This is a genomic window from Aeromonas sp. 25-AL00135 (genome assembly GCF_054052385.1).
The window spans coordinates 266,474-284,807 of record NZ_JBSTYQ010000002.1 but is presented as its reverse complement, the minus strand read 5'-3'; the positions used below and the strand labels follow the sequence as shown (position 1 = coordinate 284,807).

At 60.4% G+C, this 18,334-nt stretch carries 21 protein-coding genes and 2 tRNA genes; 13 read left to right on the top strand and 10 right to left on the bottom strand.

Annotated elements, in window-relative coordinates; all coding sequences use genetic code 11:
* Nucleotides 1–26: 26 nt before the first annotated feature.
* The 4 genes from arsA to ACW5XC_RS02805 all read right to left on the bottom strand — a co-directional run bounded on the left by arsA (nt 27) and on the right by ACW5XC_RS02805 (nt 3,212).
* Nucleotides 27–1,790: an arsenical pump-driving ATPase gene (gene arsA, locus ACW5XC_RS02820; RefSeq protein WP_042054965.1), complete on the bottom strand. Its 1,764-nt coding sequence runs from the start codon at nt 1,788–1,790 to the stop codon at nt 27–29.
* A 27-nt stretch (nt 1,791–1,817) separates the two neighbouring features.
* On the bottom strand, nt 1,818–2,186 hold the full coding sequence (gene arsD, locus ACW5XC_RS02815; RefSeq protein ID WP_042054962.1) for an arsenite efflux transporter metallochaperone ArsD: 369 nt from the start codon (nt 2,184–2,186) through the stop codon (nt 1,818–1,820).
* Between the two features lie 4 nt (nt 2,187–2,190).
* A complete protein-coding gene (locus ACW5XC_RS02810) occupies nt 2,191–2,559 on the bottom strand; it encodes an ArsR/SmtB family transcription factor (RefSeq protein ID WP_042054961.1) in 369 nt (122 codons plus the stop codon).
* A gap of 254 nt (nt 2,560–2,813) precedes the next feature.
* The gene (locus tag ACW5XC_RS02805) at nt 2,814–3,212 is read right to left on the bottom strand and encodes an META domain-containing protein (RefSeq protein ID WP_005359119.1); all 399 of its coding nucleotides are present in this window, start codon (nt 3,210–3,212) and stop codon (nt 2,814–2,816) included.
* A 157-nt stretch (nt 3,213–3,369) separates the two neighbouring features.
* Here ACW5XC_RS02805 and ACW5XC_RS02800 point away from each other — a divergent pair, with 157 nt between their 5' ends.
* Nucleotides 3,370–3,849 carry a hypothetical protein gene (locus tag ACW5XC_RS02800; protein WP_042054960.1) on the top strand — a complete coding sequence of 160 codons (480 nt, stop codon included), beginning with the start codon at nt 3,370–3,372 and terminating at the stop codon, nt 3,847–3,849.
* Between the two features lie 3 nt (nt 3,850–3,852).
* Here the strand turns inward: ACW5XC_RS02800 and ACW5XC_RS02795 are convergent, their stop codons facing one another.
* Both ACW5XC_RS02795 and ACW5XC_RS02790 read right to left on the bottom strand, forming a co-directional pair.
* Entirely contained in the window at nt 3,853–4,332 is a 480-nt protein-coding gene (locus ACW5XC_RS02795; RefSeq protein WP_042054958.1) for a putative 4-hydroxy-4-methyl-2-oxoglutarate aldolase, read from the bottom strand.
* 42 nt (nt 4,333–4,374) lie between these two features.
* Nucleotides 4,375–4,782 carry a DUF3293 domain-containing protein gene (locus ACW5XC_RS02790; protein ID WP_080771407.1) on the bottom strand — a complete coding sequence of 136 codons (408 nt, stop codon included), beginning with the start codon at nt 4,780–4,782 and terminating at the stop codon, nt 4,375–4,377.
* Between the two features lie 396 nt (nt 4,783–5,178).
* Between ACW5XC_RS02790 and arcA the strand changes: the two genes are divergently transcribed.
* Nucleotides 5,179–5,898, top strand: a complete 720-nt coding sequence (gene arcA / locus ACW5XC_RS02785) for a two-component system response regulator ArcA (RefSeq protein WP_005338193.1) — start codon at nt 5,179–5,181, stop codon at nt 5,896–5,898.
* 162 nt (nt 5,899–6,060) lie between these two features.
* Here arcA and ACW5XC_RS02780 read toward each other — a convergent pair.
* Both ACW5XC_RS02780 and ACW5XC_RS02775 read right to left on the bottom strand, forming a co-directional pair.
* Nucleotides 6,061–6,135: transfer RNA gene (locus ACW5XC_RS02780), tRNA-Gly, on the bottom strand.
* Between the two features lie 15 nt (nt 6,136–6,150).
* Nucleotides 6,151–6,224, bottom strand: a tRNA-Gly gene (locus ACW5XC_RS02775).
* A gap of 201 nt (nt 6,225–6,425) precedes the next feature.
* Between ACW5XC_RS02775 and cydD the strand changes: the two genes are divergently transcribed.
* The 4 genes from cydD (at nt 6,426) to ACW5XC_RS02755 (ending at nt 10,848) form a co-directional block, all read left to right on the top strand.
* The gene (gene cydD, locus ACW5XC_RS02770; RefSeq protein ID WP_042054956.1) at nt 6,426–8,195 is read left to right on the top strand and encodes a heme ABC transporter permease/ATP-binding protein CydD; all 1,770 of its coding nucleotides are present in this window, start codon (nt 6,426–6,428) and stop codon (nt 8,193–8,195) included.
* Complete coding sequence (gene cydC, locus ACW5XC_RS02765; RefSeq protein WP_042054954.1) at nt 8,188–9,918, top strand: heme ABC transporter ATP-binding protein/permease CydC; 1,731 nt, start codon at nt 8,188–8,190, stop codon at nt 9,916–9,918. Before cydD ends, cydC begins: the two co-directional genes overlap by 8 nt.
* 163 nt (nt 9,919–10,081) lie before the next feature.
* A complete protein-coding gene (gene rcsF / locus ACW5XC_RS02760) occupies nt 10,082–10,453 on the top strand; it encodes an Rcs stress response system protein RcsF (protein ID WP_013723982.1) in 372 nt (123 codons plus the stop codon).
* Nucleotides 10,454–10,461: 8 nt separating this feature from the next.
* Nucleotides 10,462–10,848 carry a DUF488 domain-containing protein gene (locus ACW5XC_RS02755; protein WP_005338205.1) on the top strand — a complete coding sequence of 129 codons (387 nt, stop codon included), beginning with the start codon at nt 10,462–10,464 and terminating at the stop codon, nt 10,846–10,848.
* 160 nt (nt 10,849–11,008) lie between these two features.
* Here ACW5XC_RS02755 and ACW5XC_RS02750 read toward each other — a convergent pair whose 3' ends face one another.
* On the bottom strand, nt 11,009–12,007 hold the full coding sequence (locus ACW5XC_RS02750; protein WP_042054952.1) for an NAD-dependent epimerase/dehydratase family protein: 999 nt from the start codon (nt 12,005–12,007) through the stop codon (nt 11,009–11,011).
* A gap of 213 nt (nt 12,008–12,220) precedes the next feature.
* Here ACW5XC_RS02750 and tsaA point away from each other — a divergent pair, with 213 nt between their 5' ends.
* Together tsaA and ACW5XC_RS02740 are read left to right on the top strand one after the other, a co-directional pair.
* Nucleotides 12,221–12,925, top strand: coding sequence for a tRNA (N6-threonylcarbamoyladenosine(37)-N6)-methyltransferase TrmO (gene tsaA / locus ACW5XC_RS02745; protein WP_074042627.1), 705 nt, complete (start codon nt 12,221–12,223; stop codon nt 12,923–12,925).
* A 287-nt stretch (nt 12,926–13,212) separates the two neighbouring features.
* Nucleotides 13,213–13,761 carry a cytochrome b gene (locus tag ACW5XC_RS02740; RefSeq protein WP_042052684.1) on the top strand — a complete coding sequence of 183 codons (549 nt, stop codon included), beginning with the start codon at nt 13,213–13,215 and terminating at the stop codon, nt 13,759–13,761.
* Between the two features lie 86 nt (nt 13,762–13,847).
* Here the strand turns inward: ACW5XC_RS02740 and ACW5XC_RS02735 are convergent, their stop codons facing one another.
* On the bottom strand, nt 13,848–14,528 hold the full coding sequence (locus ACW5XC_RS02735) for a bactofilin family protein (RefSeq protein WP_042052682.1): 681 nt from the start codon (nt 14,526–14,528) through the stop codon (nt 13,848–13,850).
* Between the two features lie 199 nt (nt 14,529–14,727).
* Between ACW5XC_RS02735 and ACW5XC_RS02730 the strand changes: the two genes are divergently transcribed.
* From ACW5XC_RS02730 to ACW5XC_RS02710, 5 genes are all read left to right on the top strand, one after another.
* Nucleotides 14,728–15,402: a response regulator transcription factor gene (locus ACW5XC_RS02730; protein WP_041201856.1), complete on the top strand. Its 675-nt coding sequence runs from the start codon at nt 14,728–14,730 to the stop codon at nt 15,400–15,402.
* On the top strand, nt 15,402–16,787 hold the full coding sequence (locus ACW5XC_RS02725) for an ATP-binding protein (RefSeq protein ID WP_005338217.1): 1,386 nt from the start codon (nt 15,402–15,404) through the stop codon (nt 16,785–16,787). Before ACW5XC_RS02730 ends, ACW5XC_RS02725 begins: the two co-directional genes overlap by 1 nt.
* Nucleotides 16,788–16,979: 192 nt before the next feature.
* Nucleotides 16,980–17,459, top strand: a complete 480-nt coding sequence (locus ACW5XC_RS02720; RefSeq protein ID WP_230848197.1) for a TIGR00645 family protein — start codon at nt 16,980–16,982, stop codon at nt 17,457–17,459.
* 85 nt (nt 17,460–17,544) lie between these two features.
* Nucleotides 17,545–17,973: an N-acetyltransferase gene (locus ACW5XC_RS02715; protein ID WP_042052680.1), complete on the top strand. Its 429-nt coding sequence runs from the start codon at nt 17,545–17,547 to the stop codon at nt 17,971–17,973.
* Between the two features lie 111 nt (nt 17,974–18,084).
* A complete protein-coding gene (locus tag ACW5XC_RS02710; RefSeq protein WP_005338226.1) occupies nt 18,085–18,333 on the top strand; it encodes a DUF3297 family protein in 249 nt (82 codons plus the stop codon).
* Nucleotide 18,334 lies beyond the last annotated feature (1 nt).

The following is an 18,334-nucleotide window of genomic DNA, read 5'->3' as shown; positions in this document are numbered from 1 at the left end:
CCCCGGCAGCAGGCCGGGGCGGCGACTCAATGGTGCTGGCAGAGACGGCGCAGGGCATCGGGCCCCACCGGCTCCTCGGCGAGCAGCGGCACCACGGCGAAACGGCTGGCGTGTTGCTGCTCGACCGCCTCGATATGGGACAACTGGCGCTCGGCCCGCAGTTGCAGCAGCGGCGAGCTGACCGCGGCTTGCTGCAAGCTGTGGTTGATGAGCCAGCCCCAGGGCTCGATGCCGGCCCGGCGCAGATCGGATTGCAGATTGGCCGCCTCCTGCACTGGCGTCGGCTCGGGTAGGGTCACAATCAACACCTTGGTCTGTTTGGGATCCTGCAACTGCATCATGGGGGTAGTGAAGTGCAGCCCCTTGTTTCCCATCTGGCGAGCGATCTCCCTGTGGTAGGCGCCGGTGGCGTCGAGCAGCAGCAGGGTGTGGCCGGTGGGGGCAGTATCCATCACCACGAAGCGCTTGCCCGCCTCGCGAATGATGCGCGAGAAGGCCTGAAACACGGCAATCTCCTCGGTACAGGGGGAGCGCAAGTCCTCCTCCAGCAGTGCCCGCCCCTGCTCGTCCAGGGCCGCCCCCTTGGTGGCCAGCACCTGGGCGCGGTAACGCTCGGTCTCGGCGTGGGGGTCGATGCGGCTCACCTCCAGATGATGCAGGCTACCTGCCAGCGTCTCGCTCAGATGCGCGGCGGGATCCGAGGTGGTGAGGTGCACCGGCAGGCCGCGACTCGCCAGCTCCACCGCCACAGCGGCCGCCAAGGTGGTCTTGCCCACCCCGCCCTTTCCCATCAGCATGATAAGGCCGTGACCGTCGGCGGCCAGCTCGTCTACCAACGAACTCAACTCGGGCTGGGCTTGCTTGACAGTGGAGTGTGCGGTCGATAATTGAGCGGCTGTTCCCTCTGATTGCAGCAACAGCCGCAAACTATCGAGCCCCACCAGATTGGTGGCCAGCAGCGGGATATGATCCTGCGCCAGCCCCTTTATCCCTTGCGGCATCTGGGCGAGAGCCTGTTGCTCGCGCTGCCAGAGCGCCATTGCCAGCGGATCTCCGGCAATAGCCCCCTCGGGGAAGAGGCCATTGATCACCAGTTGCTGATTCAGCAAGCCGATGGCGGCCAGCTCCTCGTGGGTGCGGGCCACTTCCCGCAGAGTGGATTGCTGGGCCCGCGCCACCAGCACCAGCCGGGTGCGGGCAGCATCAGCCAGGGCAGCGACCGCCTCGGCATACTGGCTGCGCTGTTTCTCCAGCCCCGCCAGCGGGCCGAGGCAGGAGGCATCCCCCTTGCCCTGTTCCAGAAATTCGCTCCAGGCGCCCGGCAGTTGCAGCAGCCGGATGGTGTGGCCGGTTGGGGCCGTATCAAAGACGATATGGTCATACTCGGCCAGCAGCGTGTGGTCGGTCAGCAGGGCGGTGAATTCGTCAAAGGCGGCGATCTCGGTGGTACAGGCGCCGGAGAGCTGCTCCTCGATGCTGCGCACCACGCTCTCGGGCAACTTGCCGCGCACCGGCCCGACAATCCGCTCCCGATAAGCTTTGGCCGCCGCGGGGGGATCTATCTCCAGCGCCGACAAACCGGGCACAGCGGCGATGGTGGTGACGCGATTGCCGATCTCGGTGGCAAACACCTGCCCCACGTTGGAGGCAGGATCTGTGCTCACCAGCAGCACCCGCTTGCCAATATCACACAGCGCCACCGCACTGGCGCAGGCCAGCGAGGTCTTGCCCACCCCGCCCTTGCCGGTGAAAAAGAGAAACGGCGGTGGATTGGTCTGAAAATGGTACATAGCCTCTCCCGAATGGTGCATCGCGACTCAGCAGCAACCGCTGCCAGAGCAGCAGCCACCCTTGACGACCCCCTTGATGGCCGCTTGCGGCGCTGGCAGCCCGGCATAACGAGCCAGCTCGCTGCGGCTCGGATAACGGCCGGTCAACACCACCTGTCCCTCCACCAGCACCAGCGGCAACCCCTCCTCCCCGGCGTGGGTCAGAAAAGCGCTGACGGCAGGCGTCTCGGCAAACTGCATCGGCTGCTGGGCCAGATTGAAACGCTCGATGGCAACGCCCTGCTCCTTGGCCCAGGCGAGGTCTGCTGCGAAGGTGACCAGTGCCTGATCAACCTCGGTACCGCAGACACCGCTGGAGCAGCAGAGGGCGGGATCAAAAATCTGAATGGAGGACATGGCATTACTCCTTGTTGCAGCAGGGCTGCACAGGCAGAACATGGGGGGAGCAGGCTGACTCGGCACGCATCACGCCGCACGCCTCGGGATGACCGGCGCAGCACTCCTCGGTGAGGTAGGCGATCACATCCAGCATCAGGGGAATATTGGCGCGGTAGCGCAGAAAACGCCCCTCCTGCTCCACCGACAGCAGACCGGTGTTGAGCATCGCCTTGAGGTGAAACGAGAGGGTATTGGGGGCAATATCGAGCTCGCTGGCCAGTTCACCGGCGACTCGCCCCTCCAGCCCCGCCTTCACCAGCAGCCGCCACACATCGAGCCGGATGCCGGATGCCAGCGATTCAAAGACCTTGGTGGCCATCTCTTTGTTCATCTTCACTCCCCTTGGTGCGACCTTTCATTTCAACTATACAAGAATTATTGAAATGATCAAGATACGTACTGAAACGAAGATCCGAAGTGCTGGCATCAAACCGGGCAGAAAGGGGGCTACGAGTGAACAACCGTTGAGGACGACCACACAGGGCTCATCGCAGATAAACAGACGCCCTCCAGAGGGAGGGCGTATCAGAGCGTTTGACCGGCAGCACAGTCAGCACTGTCGGGGCAATCAGACGAACGCGTGCCTTATTTGGCAGCAGGCACAGCGTTAAAGGTGAGCAGGGCCGCCTTGTTGGCATCGCTCAGAGTCAGCTGGTTGCCGTTGATGGAGTAGGTGGCCACCTTCTCCAGCTTTTGCAGGAACTCGGTCTCTTTGTTCATGGCGTCGCCGATGCACATCATGCGAGTAGAGCCCATGGCGCCCAGCGTCAAGACACCGTCACCCTGCTTGGTGATACCGCCAAAATAGCGGTTGCAGCCGCCCTTGCCCGCCACCTTGCCGTCGACCACTTGCAGGGTGAAGGTATCGCCGGTGGCGCCTTGCAGCTGCCAGCTGGATGCTTGCAGTTGAGCCATGCTGGAACCCGTTGCCATTGCGCAGCCTCCCAGTGCCAGCGCGGCCAGCAGAGTCAGTTTCTTGTTCATGGATTCACCTCTTAATGATTAGAGCCATCAATACGGCAGCCTGTTTATCATGGCTGGCGCCCATGCCAAAGGATTTTATTGTGATCTCCCTTCACTTTACTACCAGCTGGCATGTGCCATGCTTAGGCTCAGTTCCGGACCCAGGGAGGGGAAACGAATGGTCAAATCGCTCATCATCACACTGCTTGCAACCTGCGCCAGCATGGCCGCACAGGCCGCCGACTGGGCAGTGGTTCAGCCGCAATCCAACCCGTCTCTCTATGTCAAAAGTTACTCGGGTGTGCTGCTCAATGGCCATAGCCATCACAGCGACAGTTTTGATCTCTGGCTGGTCAATAGCGGCTATCAGTATCCGGTGGTGGATGATGTGACCCTCTTTATGGAAGCGGGCCCGGCAGTGGCGGATCAGAATCGCACATCCGGTTTCAATATGAGTTCGGGGATACGCTACCAACTCTCTCCGGCATTCAATATCGGCAGCCAGATCAAGCATCTCGATCTCAACAAGGCCAGCACCCTGCTGGAGCTCAACTCCAGCCTGCTGCTGACCCCCAGACTCTCCCTCACCGCCAACTACGGCGTCAGCGCCATCACTGCCGATCAGGCACTGAGTCTGGGGGTCGGCTTCAATTTCTGATGATCACAACAGCGGCGTGGCGCTCACCACCACGCCGTTGCGATCCGCATAGACGTAATCTCCTTCGTGGATGGTCACCCCGGCAAAGCTGACCACAGCCCCCAGCTCACCCAATCCCCGCTTCTCGGTCTTGACCGGACAGGCCGCCAGCGCCTTGACCCCGAGCGCCAGTGTCGCCAGAGTGCCCACATCCCGCGCCGCGCCGTGGATCAGGATCCCCTCCCACCCCTGCTCCACCGCCTTGACCGCCAGTTGATCGCCAAGCAGCGCACGGCGTAGCGAGCCGCCGCCGTCGATCACCATCACCTTGCCGTGACCGGGGCGGGTCACCAGATCCCGCACCAGACTGTTGTCTTCATAACAGGAGAGCGTTACGGCGCGACCATAGAAGATGGCCTTGCCGCCAAAATCCTGAAACACCGGGTCGGCCACTTGCAGCAAATCGCCATGTTGATCGCAGAGGTCGGGCAGGAGATCCAGCATGATTTGATTCCTTTCAGATACATGAAGGTGTTCATTCTTTCATCAGGCAAGGTTTCTGGCAATCCAGAAGGATTCAATATTGCCCAGACAAACTGCTGATTTATCCATCAATACTGGCACCAGCCAGAGCTGGCCATCCTCCACCCAGTAGATGGCGTTCTGGCCAAAACGGGCAGCCAGCTGACGGGCTTGTGGCAGGGATAGCGCCACCGCCAGCGATGACTCCTGCCAGCCTTCGTCCGGGTCAGATCCCCAAAACGGCCCCACCACGGGCACCTGCAAATCCACGGTCAGATGGCACCACAGCGCCCGTTCCCGCCGCATATTGCGTCGTTGTGTGGCCCACTGGCTGGCCGGATTCCAGGCTGTGATGATGGCAAAAGCAGACCAATCTGGTGGCTCAAATGGCGCGATAAAGCAGATTTTCTTGTAGTTTTCCCACAAATTCATGTCAATCACATGTTACATTCCATTACATTTTGTAGGGGCGAAAACCCGGTTCAGGCCAAGTATGATGCTGCTGTACCAGGGTTTGACCTATATCAAATCAGAGTTAAAAAGTTGCTATCTGACGGCAAAGAGTGTTGTTATGCTCCTGTTAACTGATAAAATGCGGCCACTTTCGTAATGGACGACCTTTCCAGGCTCTGCTCGACCAGACTTGTCGGGAACCTATAAGTGGCACAGGGATACTTGCCGGTACTGATGCCTAATTAGCGATATTCCGACCTGACTCTCATACCCAGGATGACGTAATAAATTTTCAGGATCAGTCAGGAAATCGGTTTGAAACGCCAAAGAGTGTTAAATTTAAGATAATTAACTGATAAGAATCTGGGAATACTCATGCAAACACCACACATTCTGATCGTCGAAGACGAGCTGGTCACACGCAATACCCTGAAAAGCATTTTTGAAGCCGAAGGCTACATCGTGCTCGAAGCCAACAACGGCGACGAAATGCACCAGGCCCTCACTTCCCACACCATCAATCTGGTGATCATGGACATCAACCTGCCGGGCAAGAACGGCCTGCTGCTGGCCCGTGAGCTGCGTGAGAACGACAACATCGCCCTGATGTTCCTGACCGGTCGTGACAACGAAGTGGACAAGATCCTGGGTCTGGAGATCGGCGCCGATGATTACATCACCAAGCCGTTCAACCCGCGCGAGCTGACTATCCGTGCCCGCAACCTGCTGAGCCGCACCATGAACGTGGCTGCCGGTGGCGAAGAGAAGAAGCTGGTTGAGCGCTACCTCTTCAACGGCTGGGCGCTGGATATCAACAGCCGCGCACTGGTCAGCCCGACTGGCGACATGTTCAAGCTGCCGCGCTCCGAGTTCCGCGCCATGCTGCACTTCTGCGAAAACCCGGGCCAGATCCAGACCCGTGCCGAGCTGCTGAAGAAGATGACCGGCCGTGAGCTCAAGCCACACGACCGTACCGTTGACGTGACCATCCGTCGCATTCGCAAGCACTTCGAAAGCGTTAACGATACTCCGGAGATCATCGCCACCATCCACGGCGAAGGCTACCGTTTCTGTGGTGAGCTGGAGCAGGAATAAGCTCCTGCGACGCTGTTGATCTGAAAAGGCGCCTTGGGCGCCTTTTCTGTCTCTGCGGTTTGCCTTAAAAGCTGAGAAACCGTGAGCGTGACGTCGAACGGCGCACAAGACAGATGAAAAACAAAAAGCCCACTCGCAGGAGTGGGCTTTTTGTTTTGAAGCTGGAGCGGGCAGCGGGAATCGAACCCGCATCATCAGCTTGGAAGGCTGAGGTAATAGCCATTATACGATGCCCGCCTGGCATCTGAAATTTGGAGCGGGTGATGGGAATCGAACCCACGTATGCAGCTTGGGAAGCTACCGTTCTACCATTGAACTACACCCGCGTCAGGGCTCCTACTATATGCATTTTGCCGCCGAGCGCAATGGCGCCTTTGCCACTTTTTTCAATAAATCAATCTGTTCGGACAAGGATTGAACAGACGGTTGCTTTTTCAATCAAACATTTTCAACACAGATAATTTACAAGGTTGCCAAGGCCAAACGGCAAGGATAGTCTTGCGCCACTCGACGCGAGGATGGTGGTAATGGATAAAAAAACGCAAAAACGTCTCTATGGCTGGTTGCGCAAGCAATCGAGTCACGGTCGCCGCTGGATCACGATATCCATCGCTTTTGGCCTTGGCCAAGGCATTCTGATGGTGGCGCAAGCCTGGCTGTTGGCGACCCTATTGCACGGCTTTATCATCGAAGGCTCAACGCCTGAGCAATCCATCACGCTCTTTATTACCCTGCTGCTGGTGACGCTTGGCAAGGCAGCGCTGGCCTACGGCCGCGAAGTGGCCAGTTTCAGGGCGGGCAGCGCGGTACGCCAGACCATCCGCCAACTGGTGCTCACTCGCTTGAGCCGTCTCGGCCCTGCTTATATCCAGCGCCGTCCGGCCGGTAGCTGGGCCAGCCTGTTGCTGGAACAGATTGAAAACATGCAGGATTTCTTCTCCCGCTATCTGCCGCAGATGGCCATCGCCGTCTTTATTCCGGTGGTGATTCTGGTGGCCGTGTTCCCGGTCAACTGGGCGGCGGGTCTGATCCTGCTCGGCACTGCGCCCCTCATCCCCATCTTTATGATCCTGGTGGGTGTGGGCGCCGCCGATGCCAACCGCCGCAACTTTCAGGCGCTGGCCCGTCTCTCCGGCCACTTCCTCGATCGCCTGAAGGGGCTGCGTACCCTGCAACTCTTTATGCGTACCCAGGCTGAAGGTGAAGCCATTCGCGATGCCTCGGAAGATTTTCGCGAACGCACCATGGAGGTGCTGCGCCTGGCGTTTTTGAGCACCGCCGTGCTGGAGTTCTTCGCCGCCATCTCGGTAGCGCTGGTCGCCGTCTACTTCGGCTTCTCTTATATCGACCATCTGAACTTTGGTAGCTATGGGGTCAAGGTCACCCTCTTTACCGGTCTGTTCGTGCTGTTTCTCGCCCCCGAGTTCTACGCCCCGCTGCGGGAACTGGGTGCCCACTACCACGCCAAAGCGCAGGCTATCGGCGCTGCCGAGCAGTTGCGGGAATTCCTAGAAGCCGAGGTGAGCGAGCCGGCCGCAGGCACAGCGCCGTTCCATGCCGACAGCCCGGTCAAGGTCGAAGCCAAAGGGCTTGAAGTGCTGAGCGCCGAAGGCAAGGTGCTGGTCGGCCCCATCGACTTCACCCTGGAAGCCGGTTCGCGCACCGCCCTCATCGGCGTCAGCGGCGCAGGCAAAAGCTCGCTGGTCAACGCCCTGCTTGGCTTTGCCCCCTATCACGGTGAGCTCAAGGTCAACGGGCAGGAGCTTGCCACCCTCGACATGAGCCAGTGGCGCCTGCAACTGGGCTGGCTCTCGCAAAACCCGCAGCTGTTCCACGCCTCCTTGCGCGACAACCTGCTGCTGGCCAAGCCAACGGCCAGCGATGCAGAGCTGGAGGATGCCCTGAAACGGGCACAGGCGTGGGAATTTGCCATGGAAAAGGGGCTCGACTATCCGGTCGGCGATCAGGCAGGCGGCCTCTCGGTCGGTCAGGCCCAGCGCCTCGCCCTGGCGCGAACCCTGCTCAAATCGACCCAGCTGATGGTGCTCGATGAACCGACCGCCAGTCTGGATCGCCACTCCGAACGCGCCATCATGACCACCCTTGAGCAGGCGATGGCTGGCCAGACCCTGCTGATGATCACCCACCGCCTCGACCAGCTTACCAAGATGGACAAGATAATGGTGCTGGCCCGCGGCCAGCTGGTGGAGCAAGGCAGCTTCCAGCAACTTAGTTCTGGGCAGGGGCCTTTTGCCCGCCTGCTCTCCCAACGTTCCGGAGGTTCTCTCGATGAGTGATCTGTTGCCGTTTCTGCGCCTCTATCGCCAACACTGGCTCAGCCTCACCATTGGTTTGCTGCTGGCGCTGGTGACCCTGGCCGCCGGCATGGGACTGCTCTCCCTCTCCGGCTGGTTCCTCTCCGCCGCCGCCGTGGCGGGGATGACAGTTGCGACGACCCATGCCTTTAACTACATGACCCCTGCAGGCGGGGTGCGCTTCTTCTCCATCGTCCGTACCGCCGGTCGCTGGGGTGAGCGGGTCGTGAGCCACGATGCCACCTTCCGGGTGCTGACCCGACTGCGGGTCTGGTTCTGGCAGAAACTCTCGCCGCTCTCCACCGGTACCCTGGCCGGTTTTCGTCAGGCGGATCTGCTCAACCGACTGGTGGCAGACATAGATGCGATGGACCACGTCTATCTGCGGCTGATCACCCCCATAGGCGCGGCCCTGCTCAGTACCGCCGGACTGGTCTTCTTCCTGTCGTTTTTCGACAGCCGTCTCGCCCTCACCCTGGGTGCCATTCTGCTATTTGGCATGATTGCCCTGCCGCTGGTGTTCTACTTCCTCGGCCGTCGCCCCGGTCAGGCGCTGATTGCCGAAAAATCGACCCTGCGTACCCGGATGGTGGACTATCTGGATGGTCAGGCCGAACTGCAGATGTTTGCCGCCGCCCCCAAGGCGCTGGTTGAGCTGCAACAAGCCGAGCAGGCGCTGCTCGCCGCGCAGGCCCGGATGGCCAAGGTGAGCGGGCTGGCCAACTTCTCGGTGCAACTGCTGAGCGGCTGGACCCTGACTCTGATGCTCTGGCTGGCCGGTCATGGGGTGGCGGGCGCTGCGCCCGACCCCATCACCGCACTGATGGTCTTTGCCACCCTGGCAAGCTTCGAGGCACTGATGCCACTGGCGGGGGCTTTCCAGCACCTCTCCACCAGCCTCACCTCGGCACGCCGCCTGAACGAGATCCTGCAAGAGGCAAAAGCCCCCGTGTGGGGCGACGAGCAGACCCACGCTACCGCTGGCGCGCTGCAGATCAATGACCTCTATTTTGGCTACCCCGGCAACCCCCAGCCGGTGCTGCGTGGCTGCACCCTGCAACTGCACGCCGGTGAGAAGCTGGCGCTGCTGGGCCAAACCGGCTGCGGCAAATCGACCCTGATGGGGCTGCTGACCCGGGAGTGGAGCCCGCAGGCTGGCAAGATCCTTCTCGATGGCAAGCCGCTCACCGACTATAGCGAAGGGGCGCTGCGCGCCTCCATCTCGGTGGTGAGCCAGCGGGTGCACCTGTTTGCCGATACCCTGCGGGGCAACCTCAAGCTGGCCGCCCCGACCGCCACTGACGAGCAGTTGATTGCGGTACTGACCCAGGTCGGACTGGCCAATCTGCTGGAAGATGAGGCGGGCCTCGACGCCTGGCTCGGTGACGGCGGCCGCCCCCTCTCCGGTGGTGAGCGTCGCCGTATCGGTATCGCCCGCGCCCTGCTGCACGATGCGCCGCTCTGGCTGCTGGACGAACCGACCGAAGGGCTCGACAGTCAGACCGAACGGGAGATCATGGATCTGTTGTTCAAGCTCGGGGCAAATCGCACCTTGCTGCTCATCTCCCACCGCCTGCTGGGGATGGAGCAGATGGACCGGATTGCCCTGATGGAAGAGGGACAGATCCGCCTCTGCGCCCCTCATGACAAGCTGCTGGCGGATGATTACTACCGCAGCCTCTATCAGCGACTGGCTCCGGTTTGATATCAGGCTGATGGGGGTCACACCCTGACAACAGGGCGCAAAACGGGGCTGGTCGCCGCAGGCGGCTGGCCCCTATAATGTCCCCCTCATTATTCAACAAGATGCCGACATGGAGCGCCTGCGCATTTCTACTGTCCTCATCACCGACACAAGATACGAGACGATGAAACGCCTGATCCTGATGATGCCCCTGATTGCCTCCGGCTGTGCCAACTACGCCTTCAACAGCAATCTGGATAAAGAGAACTTCGACGAATACTTCAAACCCGGTAGCGTGCGCATCTATGAACAGGATGAGCTGGCTGACCTCAACTACCTCTACCTCGGCACCATCGAGGGTGAATCCTGCCAGGCCGATGCCAACCAGCCGGTGCCCAACGCCGGTGAAGCACGCACCCTGGCCCGCCGCCGCGCCGCCGACATGGGCGGCAACGGCGTCACCATCGACAAGTGCGCCGAGTTCAGCGACACCCCGGGCTGCCTGAAACAGGTGATCTGCTACGGGCAGGCGCTGAAAGTGGCCGAAGAGAAGTAACCGCTGTCATGGCCCTCGCTATCGTTCGCCTTGGCAGCCCGCGCCTGCCCGATGAGGGGCTGCGGATCGGCACGGTGCGCCGCCCGCCCCGCGGCGTACCCAAGAGCGAATTTGCCAGCCAGCATTGGTACGATGTCTGGTTCCCCAATCTGGCCCCCAGCAGCGAAACCATGAAGCTGGGGCAGGCAGCCGAGACACCCGCCCAATGGGCGGCGTTTGGCAAACAGTACAAGGCCGAGATGGCGCAACCTGCCGCCAGGCATGATCTGGCGCTGCTGGCCGCCCTCTCCCACACCACCAATCTGTCGGTGGGTTGCTACTGCGAGCAGGAATCCCGCTGCCATCGCACAATTTTGAAAGAGCTGCTGGTAGCCGCGGGGGCCGCCATCCGCTAACTCGGCGAGCGACAGCGATGGGATGGGGAATCGCGTCAGCCTGTATTCGGCAACCATCAGACATTGGATAGAGAGAGAGGGCATCCCGCGGGCTGCCCTCTCTCGTTGTATTCACACCTGCCGCGCCACGCTTGGTAGCAGCGGCTCGATGCCCCCTCTCTTATTGCAGACTGGGCTCCAGCAACTGCTGCCGTAGCGCAGTCTCCTCGGCCTGAGTCATGGCATGTTCCGCCACCTCGGCGGCAGGCTCGATGGCCAGCCAGTGGGCAAGATCGGCGGCGGTCTCCTCCAGCGGCCGGAAGTTCAACCCGTGGACGATGGCCGCCTCGGCGCTGACCGAACCATAACCGGCAAACACCGCCTGCGCGCAGGGCAGCAGGGTGGGATAGCTCTGCCAGGGCTCGATACCGGCCGCCATAAGGGTCGACCAGGGCAACCACTCGGGCTGGATGGGGCGGGCGGGCTGCAACCGGGCGCTCAGCCGCTCCAGCCAGTCGCAGAGGGTAATGCCGGGCTTGAGCAAGTTGAATGTGCCCCCCAACTGCTGCTCGGCCGCGCGCAACACAAACTCGGCGCAATCGCGCACATCGAGATACTGCAAGCGATCCTCGCCACTGCCCGGCAGCAACCAGGGCCCGCCCTGCTGCACCCGCTTAATCCACCAGGCCATGCGCCCGGTAGGATCATGGGGGCCGCACAACACGCCCGGGCGCAGGATGCAGAGCCGCCCGTCCCAGCGGGCGCGATACTCCTGCTCGCACAACACCTTGAGGGGGCCATAGTCAGTGGGCATTTCCCCTTCGGGGATAGCATGAAGCGGCGCCGACTCATTCATCCCGGGCATTGAGAAATCGCGATAGACGCTGATGGTGGAGATAAAAATCAGCCGCGCGCAGCGCCCGCGCAAAGCCGCCGAGAGGTTCGCCGCCTGCTCGGGGCGATAGCAGCAGGTATCGATGACGAGGTCCCACTGCAACCCGGCCCCTTGCAGGGAGCTCAGGCTCTTGTCCCTGTCGCCGGTGAGCTGCACCAGATCGCGCCAATCCGGATGCTGGTGCAGGCCACGGTTGAACAGGGTCACTTCATGGCCCCAATCCAGCGCGAGCGCGGTGAGGTGGCGCCCCAAAAAGCCGGTGCCACCGATAATCAGCAGTTTCATCCCTCTCCCTCCCCCTTCGGCGCGAGTGCGCACATTTCATCCTGACACGCCAGTTGCCTTCACCCTACGCAACTTGGCGCGCGGGCACAGCCCCCGACTGGCCGGGATGGGACAGGGATCACGGCAGCGCCGCAGAAAAGGGCGTATCGAGGCCAAGCCTGCGTTTTGGGGCTGTCTGTGCTAAATTGCCGGGGTTTTCAGTCAGGATCCGCCATGAAGTTCGAAATCGACACCCTCGGGATCATCCGCTCTCCCTACAAGGAGAAGTTCGCCATCCCCCGCCAGCCCGGTCTGGTCAAATCGGCCCGCGCCCGCCTCGAGCTGCTTCCCCCTTACGATCAGCCGGATGTACTGCGCTGCATCGAGCAGTTCTCCCATCTGTGGCTAAGCTTCGTGTTTCACCAGACCATGGCGCAGGGCTGGCACCCGACAGTGCGCCCGCCGCGCCTTGGCGGCAACGAACGGGTCGGCGTCTTTGCCACTCGCTCCACCTTCCGCCCCAATCCCCTTGGCCTCTCTGTGGTCGAACTGCACGGGGTCGGTCGCGAACGGGGCAAGCTGTGGCTGGAGCTGGGGGCGGTGGATCTGCTCGATGGCACCCCCATCGTCGATATCAAACCCTATATTCCCTATGCCGACAGCCTGCCGGATGCCCGTGGCGGCTTTGCCCCCGACGCGCCCACCCCGCCGCTGGCGGTGAGCTTCAGTGCCGAGGCCGAGCAGCAGTTGCAACCCTGGCTCAAGGCCCACCCCGAGCTGCACCAGCTGGTGAGCGAAGTGCTGGCGCAAGATCCGCGCCCCGCCTACAAGAAGGGCAAGCCCGATGAGAAGGAGTACGGGGTGCGGCTGTTTGACTGCAACGTCCGTTTTCGCATCAACGAACCGGATTGCATGGTGCTGGCCATCGAGCCCGCCTGAACCTGGGCGGGCCGACATCACTGATGCTATTTCACGCCTTCTTCACGTCACAAGGGGCTTAATGAGCCTGTAAATTGTGTGGCATTGATCAGACTATCCACCCGGTTGCCAGTGATACCATGCAGACAGTAGAGGGCACCGCCTCTCTGACTGAGGCCAGCCGCAGGCTGCCGGTTGATGGAAGCATGGCAGCCTGCCTGTTGCCGCCAAAGGATCTGGCTTCGCCCCGACACACTTGAGTGCGGGGATGCCACACGGATGTGACAGCACTTCGAAGGAACAAACCTATGCTGATGAACAGTGAACAACGTTATGGCACCCTGAATATCGGGCTGCACTGGCTGACCCTGTGGGCCATGATCGCCGTCTACGCCCTGATCGAATTTCGCGATATTTTCCCCAAAGGGGACCCTGGCCGGGATCTGATGAAGGAGTGGCACTTTATGCTGGGGCTGCTTATCTTCGCCCTGGTCTTTGTCAGACTGGCCCTGCGCTGGATGAGCCCGACGCCGCGTATCGTGCCCGAGCTCTCCCCGATCATGCACAAGCTGGCAAAACTGGCCCACCTCGCCCTCTACGGTTTTCTGATTCTCACCCCGCTGTTTGGCTGGCTGCTGCTGAGCGCCGCGGGCAAGCCCATCCCCTTCTTCGGGCTTGAGCTGCCTGCCCTGCTCTCCCCCAGTCCGGATCTCAAGGGGCTGATCAAGGAGGTGCACGAGACGCTGGGTAATATCGGTTACGCCCTGATCGGCCTGCACACGCTGGCGGCCCTCTATCACCACCATATTCTCAAAGACAACACCCTCACCAATATGCTGCCGCCGCGCCGCAGCTAACGGGTGACAGAGAAACGCAGAGGGGGCCATTGTGGCCCCCTCTGCATTTCCTGAACAACCGTCATCTGCACCGCTGGCAAACGACATCACGCCTGCTTGGCCAGCTCCTCGGTCGGCTTGCCTTTCGGTTCGTGCGGCAGCTTTTTCACATTGCTCTTGTTCTCCGGCTGCTTGCTCCCGGACGCACTGTTTTCAGACAAGGCTTGCAACACGGGATCGGCCTTGCCGGCCACGGTGGGCTGGGACTGGCCAACAAAGTTGCCGCCTTTGCAGATGGAGAGACTGCCCCCCTTGAAGATCCCCTGCATCTTGCCGCTCTCCAAGATCTCCACCTCGGCGGAGGTACAAGTGCCTTCCAGCAGACCATTGATGATCACGTGGGGCGCACTTACCTCCCCCTCAACGCTACCACCCTGCATGATGCGCAGCACACCACCGATGAGCTGGATGGTGCCATTGACCTGACCGCGCACCTCCAGATCCCCCTCCACCTGCAACTCGCCCTTGAAGCGGGCACCGGCTGCAATCACGGTGGCGCCGGCCGACGCAGTAGCCGCACCACCTTTGTTTCTTCCAAACATCCGTACTCTCTCCACCAACCACACAAGCAGAACCAGCGGCATCGGCGCCACTGGCCACAGAAAACAGGGCGACCCCAGCACGTAGAGCAGCAAGGCTGCCCCCCAGCAGAGCCAGACAATATAGAGGAGGTCGCTGCGCTCACGCTGTTGCAGTCGCGCCAGCAGCCTCCCGGCCATCTCTCTCATCACATCAAACCTTTCGCAACATGGCTGCCGACCAGCATGCCATCGACAACCCGGACCATGGTTAAACGACCAGTTGATGCGAACTCTGAAGTCCCGCTGATTCAGTCCCGATACAGCCGGGATGCATTAGGATTCGAATTGACTCGAAGCGACATACACTTTCTAATTGACAGCCTGGATCCCTATGACCGCTCACATCATGAAAATTCTGTTGGTCGAAGACGACAAGCTGCTCAATCACCACCTCTCCTCTCTGCTGACCGAAGCCGACAATCAGGTCTACAGCACCGACCAGGCCGGGATTGCACTGCACTACGCCGCCGACTATCCCATTGATGTGGCCATCATCGACCTCGGTCTGCCCGATATGGACGGCCTGCAACTGATCCGGCAACTGCGCGAACGGCAGATCCCCTTCCCCATCATTGTGCTGACCGCCCGTGGCAACTGGCAGGACAAGGTCGAAGGACTGGAAGCAGGTGCTGATGACTATCTGGTCAAACCGTTCCAGAAAGATGAGCTGCTGGCCCGACTCAACGCGCTGGTGCGCCGCAGCGCCGGTTTTATCTCGCCCAGGGTGAAAGCCGGTGATTACGAGCTGGATCTCTCCCGCAAGGAGCTGACTATCGCCGGTGAAGTGGCGGTGCTCACCAGCTTTGAATACCTCATTCTGGAGTACCTGATGCGCAACGCCCGTCAGGTGGTCTCCAAGCAGCAACTGCTCGACCAGCTCTACGGCGACGGCGAAGGGGATCCCAACACCATTGAGGTGATGGTGAGCCGCCTGCGCAAGAAGCTGGATCCGGAGGGGACGATTCAACCCATCTCCACCATCCGGCGTCAGGGTTACATCTTCAACCTCTCCTGTAACTGATGCAGTTTCATCTACCGCGCCCCATCAAGATGATCCGCAGCTCACTGCACATCAAACTGCTGCTCAGCTCGCTGCTGGTCATCGCGCTGATCATGGGGTTTGCCGTCTACGCCCTCTACCTCGGCCACGTCGAGGAGCAGACCCAGAAGGCCAGCGCCCGGATGCAGGAGAACCTGGCCAAGTTGTTTTCCTCCACCGAACCGGATGACAAGGGGTCAAACGTCGAGCTGGGGCGGATATCCCGTGGTGCGGGGGATCGCAACCTCGATACCCTGATCTGCCGCGCCGATGGCGATCTGGTCTGGTCGAGCCTCCATATGCCGGAGGTAATCAAGGCCAAACAGACCATCTGCGGCGATCTGATGAAGTATCTGGGGGGGATGGATCTCGACTACTTCTTCAAGAAGCACACCATCAAGAACGGCGAGAGCTACTTCGTCTACAGCCTGCGGTTTATCCGCAATCCCGGCAGCGGCACCACCGCCTACTACGTGGTGATGATCGATTCGGCCAAACGCTATCACGAAGAGTCCCGCACCTATCTCTACCAGACCGCCAAACAGGCGCTGCTCGCCTATATGCTGCTGGCCGGGCTGCTGCTGCTCACCACCTTCTGGAGCCTCAGCTCCCTGCGCACCATCGCCCGTCAGATCGACGATATCCGGGCCGGCAAGCGCGATGACCTCTCGAGCGATTTTGAGCGGGAGCTGGCCCCGCTGACCGACTCCATCAACCAGCTGCTGGAGAACGAACGCCAGCAGACCCAGCGCTACCAGCACGCCCTCAACGATCTTGCCCACAGCCTGAAAACCCGGCTGGCGCTGATCCAGATCACCACCCGCGAAGTGAAGCTGGGGCGGGAGATCCACGACAACATCAATGAGCAGATCCTCACCATGGATCAGATGATCCAGTATCAGCTCAGACGGGCAGTAACCGGCCGCCAGCGCCTTGCCAGCAAGGGTACCGAGCCGGTACCGCTGATTGAAAAACTGCTGGCCAGCCTGACCAAGGTCTATCGCCACAAGAAGCTGCAAACCCACTTCAAGTTCGATGATGACGCCCTCTTCCACGGCGAACAGGGCGACCTGATGGAGCTGATGGGCAACCTGCTCGACAACGCCTGCAAGTTTGCCATCAGCGAAGTGAAGGTGACGGTGCGCCGCCATCTCGAGCGGCTGCGCATCGAAGTGGAAGATGATGGCCCTGGTATCGATCCGGCCAAATCGGAGCAGATCTTCCAGCGCGGCGTGCGGGCCGACAGCTCGCCGGGTCAGGGCATAGGTCTGGCGGTGGTGACCGAAATCGTCCACAGCTACGGCGGCCAGATCCGGGTCGATGAATCCCCCCTCGGCGGCGCCCGCTTTACCCTGGATCTTCCCTGACAACGGATAGGCCCGACCACGGGCCCTCTGCCACCCGCTGCACAGCCCTACCCAGGGTTAAAAACTCCTGCCTGACACCACCCAATTCAGCAATATGCTATCGAGATACTTGAGATGTGAGGCATCTCGGTTAAGCTATGGCCGACTCGTTTGTTAACCATTTGATGGACCTGTAATCGCACTATGGAAAACATGTTTGAAAGATTGATGTACGCATCCCGCTGGATCATGGCCCCCATTTATCTTGGGCTCAGCCTCATACTGCTGGCACTGGGAGTGAAATTCTTTCAGGAGATCCTCCATATCCTGCCCAACATACTGGAGATGAAAGAGGTGGATCTGGTGCTGGTCACACTGTCGCTGATCGATATCACCCTGGTGGGGGGACTTATCGTGATGGTGATGTTTTCCGGCTATGAGAACTTCGTCTCGCGCCTCGATGTCGGGGATGAGGGCGACAAACTGGTGTGGCTCGGCAAGCTCGATGCCGGCTCTCTGAAAAACAAGGTCGCCGCCTCCATTGTCGCCATCTCCTCTATTCACCTGCTCAAAGTGTTTATGAATGCCGAAAACCTCCCCAACGACAAGATCAAGTGGTACCTGCTGATCCACATCACCTTTGTCCTCTCGGCCTTCGCCATGGGCTACCTCGACAAGCTGACCCGCAAATAGGAGTCAGCCTGCGATAAACGATATGCCCGATAACACGACATGGAGCGGGCATATCGTGCGACCACTCTTCACAGTCGAGGCCACTATGATCCGTCCATTATTAACAACCGATCTGGATGTCGCCGTCGAGCTCTGGTATCAGGCATCGGTAAAAGCCCACGACTTTATTCCCGCCGCCTTTTGGCATGAGCAACGGGCAGCGATGCGGGACATCTATCTGCCCGCCAGCAAGAGCTGGGTCTATGAGGAGGATGGACAGCTACTGGGCTTTATCTCCTGGTATCAGGGCTCTGTTGCCGCCCTGTTTATCTCCCCAGATCACCAATCACACGGGCTGGGTCGCCAACTGCTCGAATACCTCAAAGCCCAATATGACCGGCTCGAGTTGACGGTCTACGCCGAAAATGAGCAGGCGCGGCGCTTCTATTCCCGCAACGGTTTCAAAGAGGGTGAGCAGCAGTTGTGCGAGCATAGCGGCCACCCCGAGTTGGTGATGCATTGGCAACGGGGATAAGCGGAGCGCCAACATAGATGGCCGCCCGCCTTGGCCGGTATTGGGCCGCCTTGAATGCCATGGCGGCATTCTCTACAATGACCCACTTTTTATTCATTTCGGGTTATATCGATGAGCGATACCAGCACCAAACCGGCTCTGCCGGATCACCTCTCCTGCAATCCCCGCAGCCCTCACTATGTGGCCGCCTGCTTCGAGCACCCGATCGGTATTCGCCTGAACGGCAAAGAGCGCACCGATGTCGAGGAGTACTGCATCAGCGAAGGTTGGGTGAAGATCCCCTCCCCCAAAGCGCTGGATCGCCGTGGTCAGCCCATCCTGATCAAGCTCAAGGGCACCGTTGAAGCCTTCTACAGCTAAT

What these genes read in the sequence shown, in the direction of transcription:
- arsA (WP_042054965.1), bottom strand. Translation starts at nt 1,790, where the DNA reads ATGTACCATTTTCAGACCAATCCACCGCCGTTTCTCTTTTTCACCGGC.
- arsD (WP_042054962.1), bottom strand. Translation starts at nt 2,186, where the DNA reads ATGTCCTCCATTCAGATTTTTGATCCCGCCCTCTGCTGCTCCAGCGGT.
- ACW5XC_RS02810 (WP_042054961.1), bottom strand. Translation starts at nt 2,559, where the DNA reads ATGAACAAAGAGATGGCCACCAAGGTCTTTGAATCGCTGGCATCCGGC.
- ACW5XC_RS02805 (WP_005359119.1), bottom strand. Translation starts at nt 3,212, where the DNA reads ATGAACAAGAAACTGACTCTGCTGGCCGCGCTGGCACTGGGAGGCTGC.
- ACW5XC_RS02800 (WP_042054960.1), top strand. Translation starts at nt 3,370, where the DNA reads ATGGTCAAATCGCTCATCATCACACTGCTTGCAACCTGCGCCAGCATG.
- ACW5XC_RS02795 (WP_042054958.1), bottom strand. Translation starts at nt 4,332, where the DNA reads ATGCTGGATCTCCTGCCCGACCTCTGCGATCAACATGGCGATTTGCTG.
- ACW5XC_RS02790 (WP_080771407.1), bottom strand. Translation starts at nt 4,782, where the DNA reads ATGAATTTGTGGGAAAACTACAAGAAAATCTGCTTTATCGCGCCATTT.
- arcA (WP_005338193.1), top strand. Translation starts at nt 5,179, where the DNA reads ATGCAAACACCACACATTCTGATCGTCGAAGACGAGCTGGTCACACGC.
- cydD (WP_042054956.1), top strand. Translation starts at nt 6,426, where the DNA reads ATGGATAAAAAAACGCAAAAACGTCTCTATGGCTGGTTGCGCAAGCAA.
- cydC (WP_042054954.1), top strand. Translation starts at nt 8,188, where the DNA reads ATGAGTGATCTGTTGCCGTTTCTGCGCCTCTATCGCCAACACTGGCTC.
- rcsF (WP_013723982.1), top strand. Translation starts at nt 10,082, where the DNA reads ATGAAACGCCTGATCCTGATGATGCCCCTGATTGCCTCCGGCTGTGCC.
- ACW5XC_RS02755 (WP_005338205.1), top strand. Translation starts at nt 10,462, where the DNA reads ATGGCCCTCGCTATCGTTCGCCTTGGCAGCCCGCGCCTGCCCGATGAG.
- ACW5XC_RS02750 (WP_042054952.1), bottom strand. Translation starts at nt 12,007, where the DNA reads ATGAAACTGCTGATTATCGGTGGCACCGGCTTTTTGGGGCGCCACCTC.
- tsaA (WP_074042627.1), top strand. Translation starts at nt 12,221, where the DNA reads ATGAAGTTCGAAATCGACACCCTCGGGATCATCCGCTCTCCCTACAAG.
- ACW5XC_RS02740 (WP_042052684.1), top strand. Translation starts at nt 13,213, where the DNA reads ATGCTGATGAACAGTGAACAACGTTATGGCACCCTGAATATCGGGCTG.
- ACW5XC_RS02735 (WP_042052682.1), bottom strand. Translation starts at nt 14,528, where the DNA reads ATGAGAGAGATGGCCGGGAGGCTGCTGGCGCGACTGCAACAGCGTGAG.
- ACW5XC_RS02730 (WP_041201856.1), top strand. Translation starts at nt 14,728, where the DNA reads ATGAAAATTCTGTTGGTCGAAGACGACAAGCTGCTCAATCACCACCTC.
- ACW5XC_RS02725 (WP_005338217.1), top strand. Translation starts at nt 15,402, where the DNA reads ATGCAGTTTCATCTACCGCGCCCCATCAAGATGATCCGCAGCTCACTG.
- ACW5XC_RS02720 (WP_230848197.1), top strand. Translation starts at nt 16,980, where the DNA reads ATGTTTGAAAGATTGATGTACGCATCCCGCTGGATCATGGCCCCCATT.
- ACW5XC_RS02715 (WP_042052680.1), top strand. Translation starts at nt 17,545, where the DNA reads ATGATCCGTCCATTATTAACAACCGATCTGGATGTCGCCGTCGAGCTC.
- ACW5XC_RS02710 (WP_005338226.1), top strand. Translation starts at nt 18,085, where the DNA reads ATGAGCGATACCAGCACCAAACCGGCTCTGCCGGATCACCTCTCCTGC.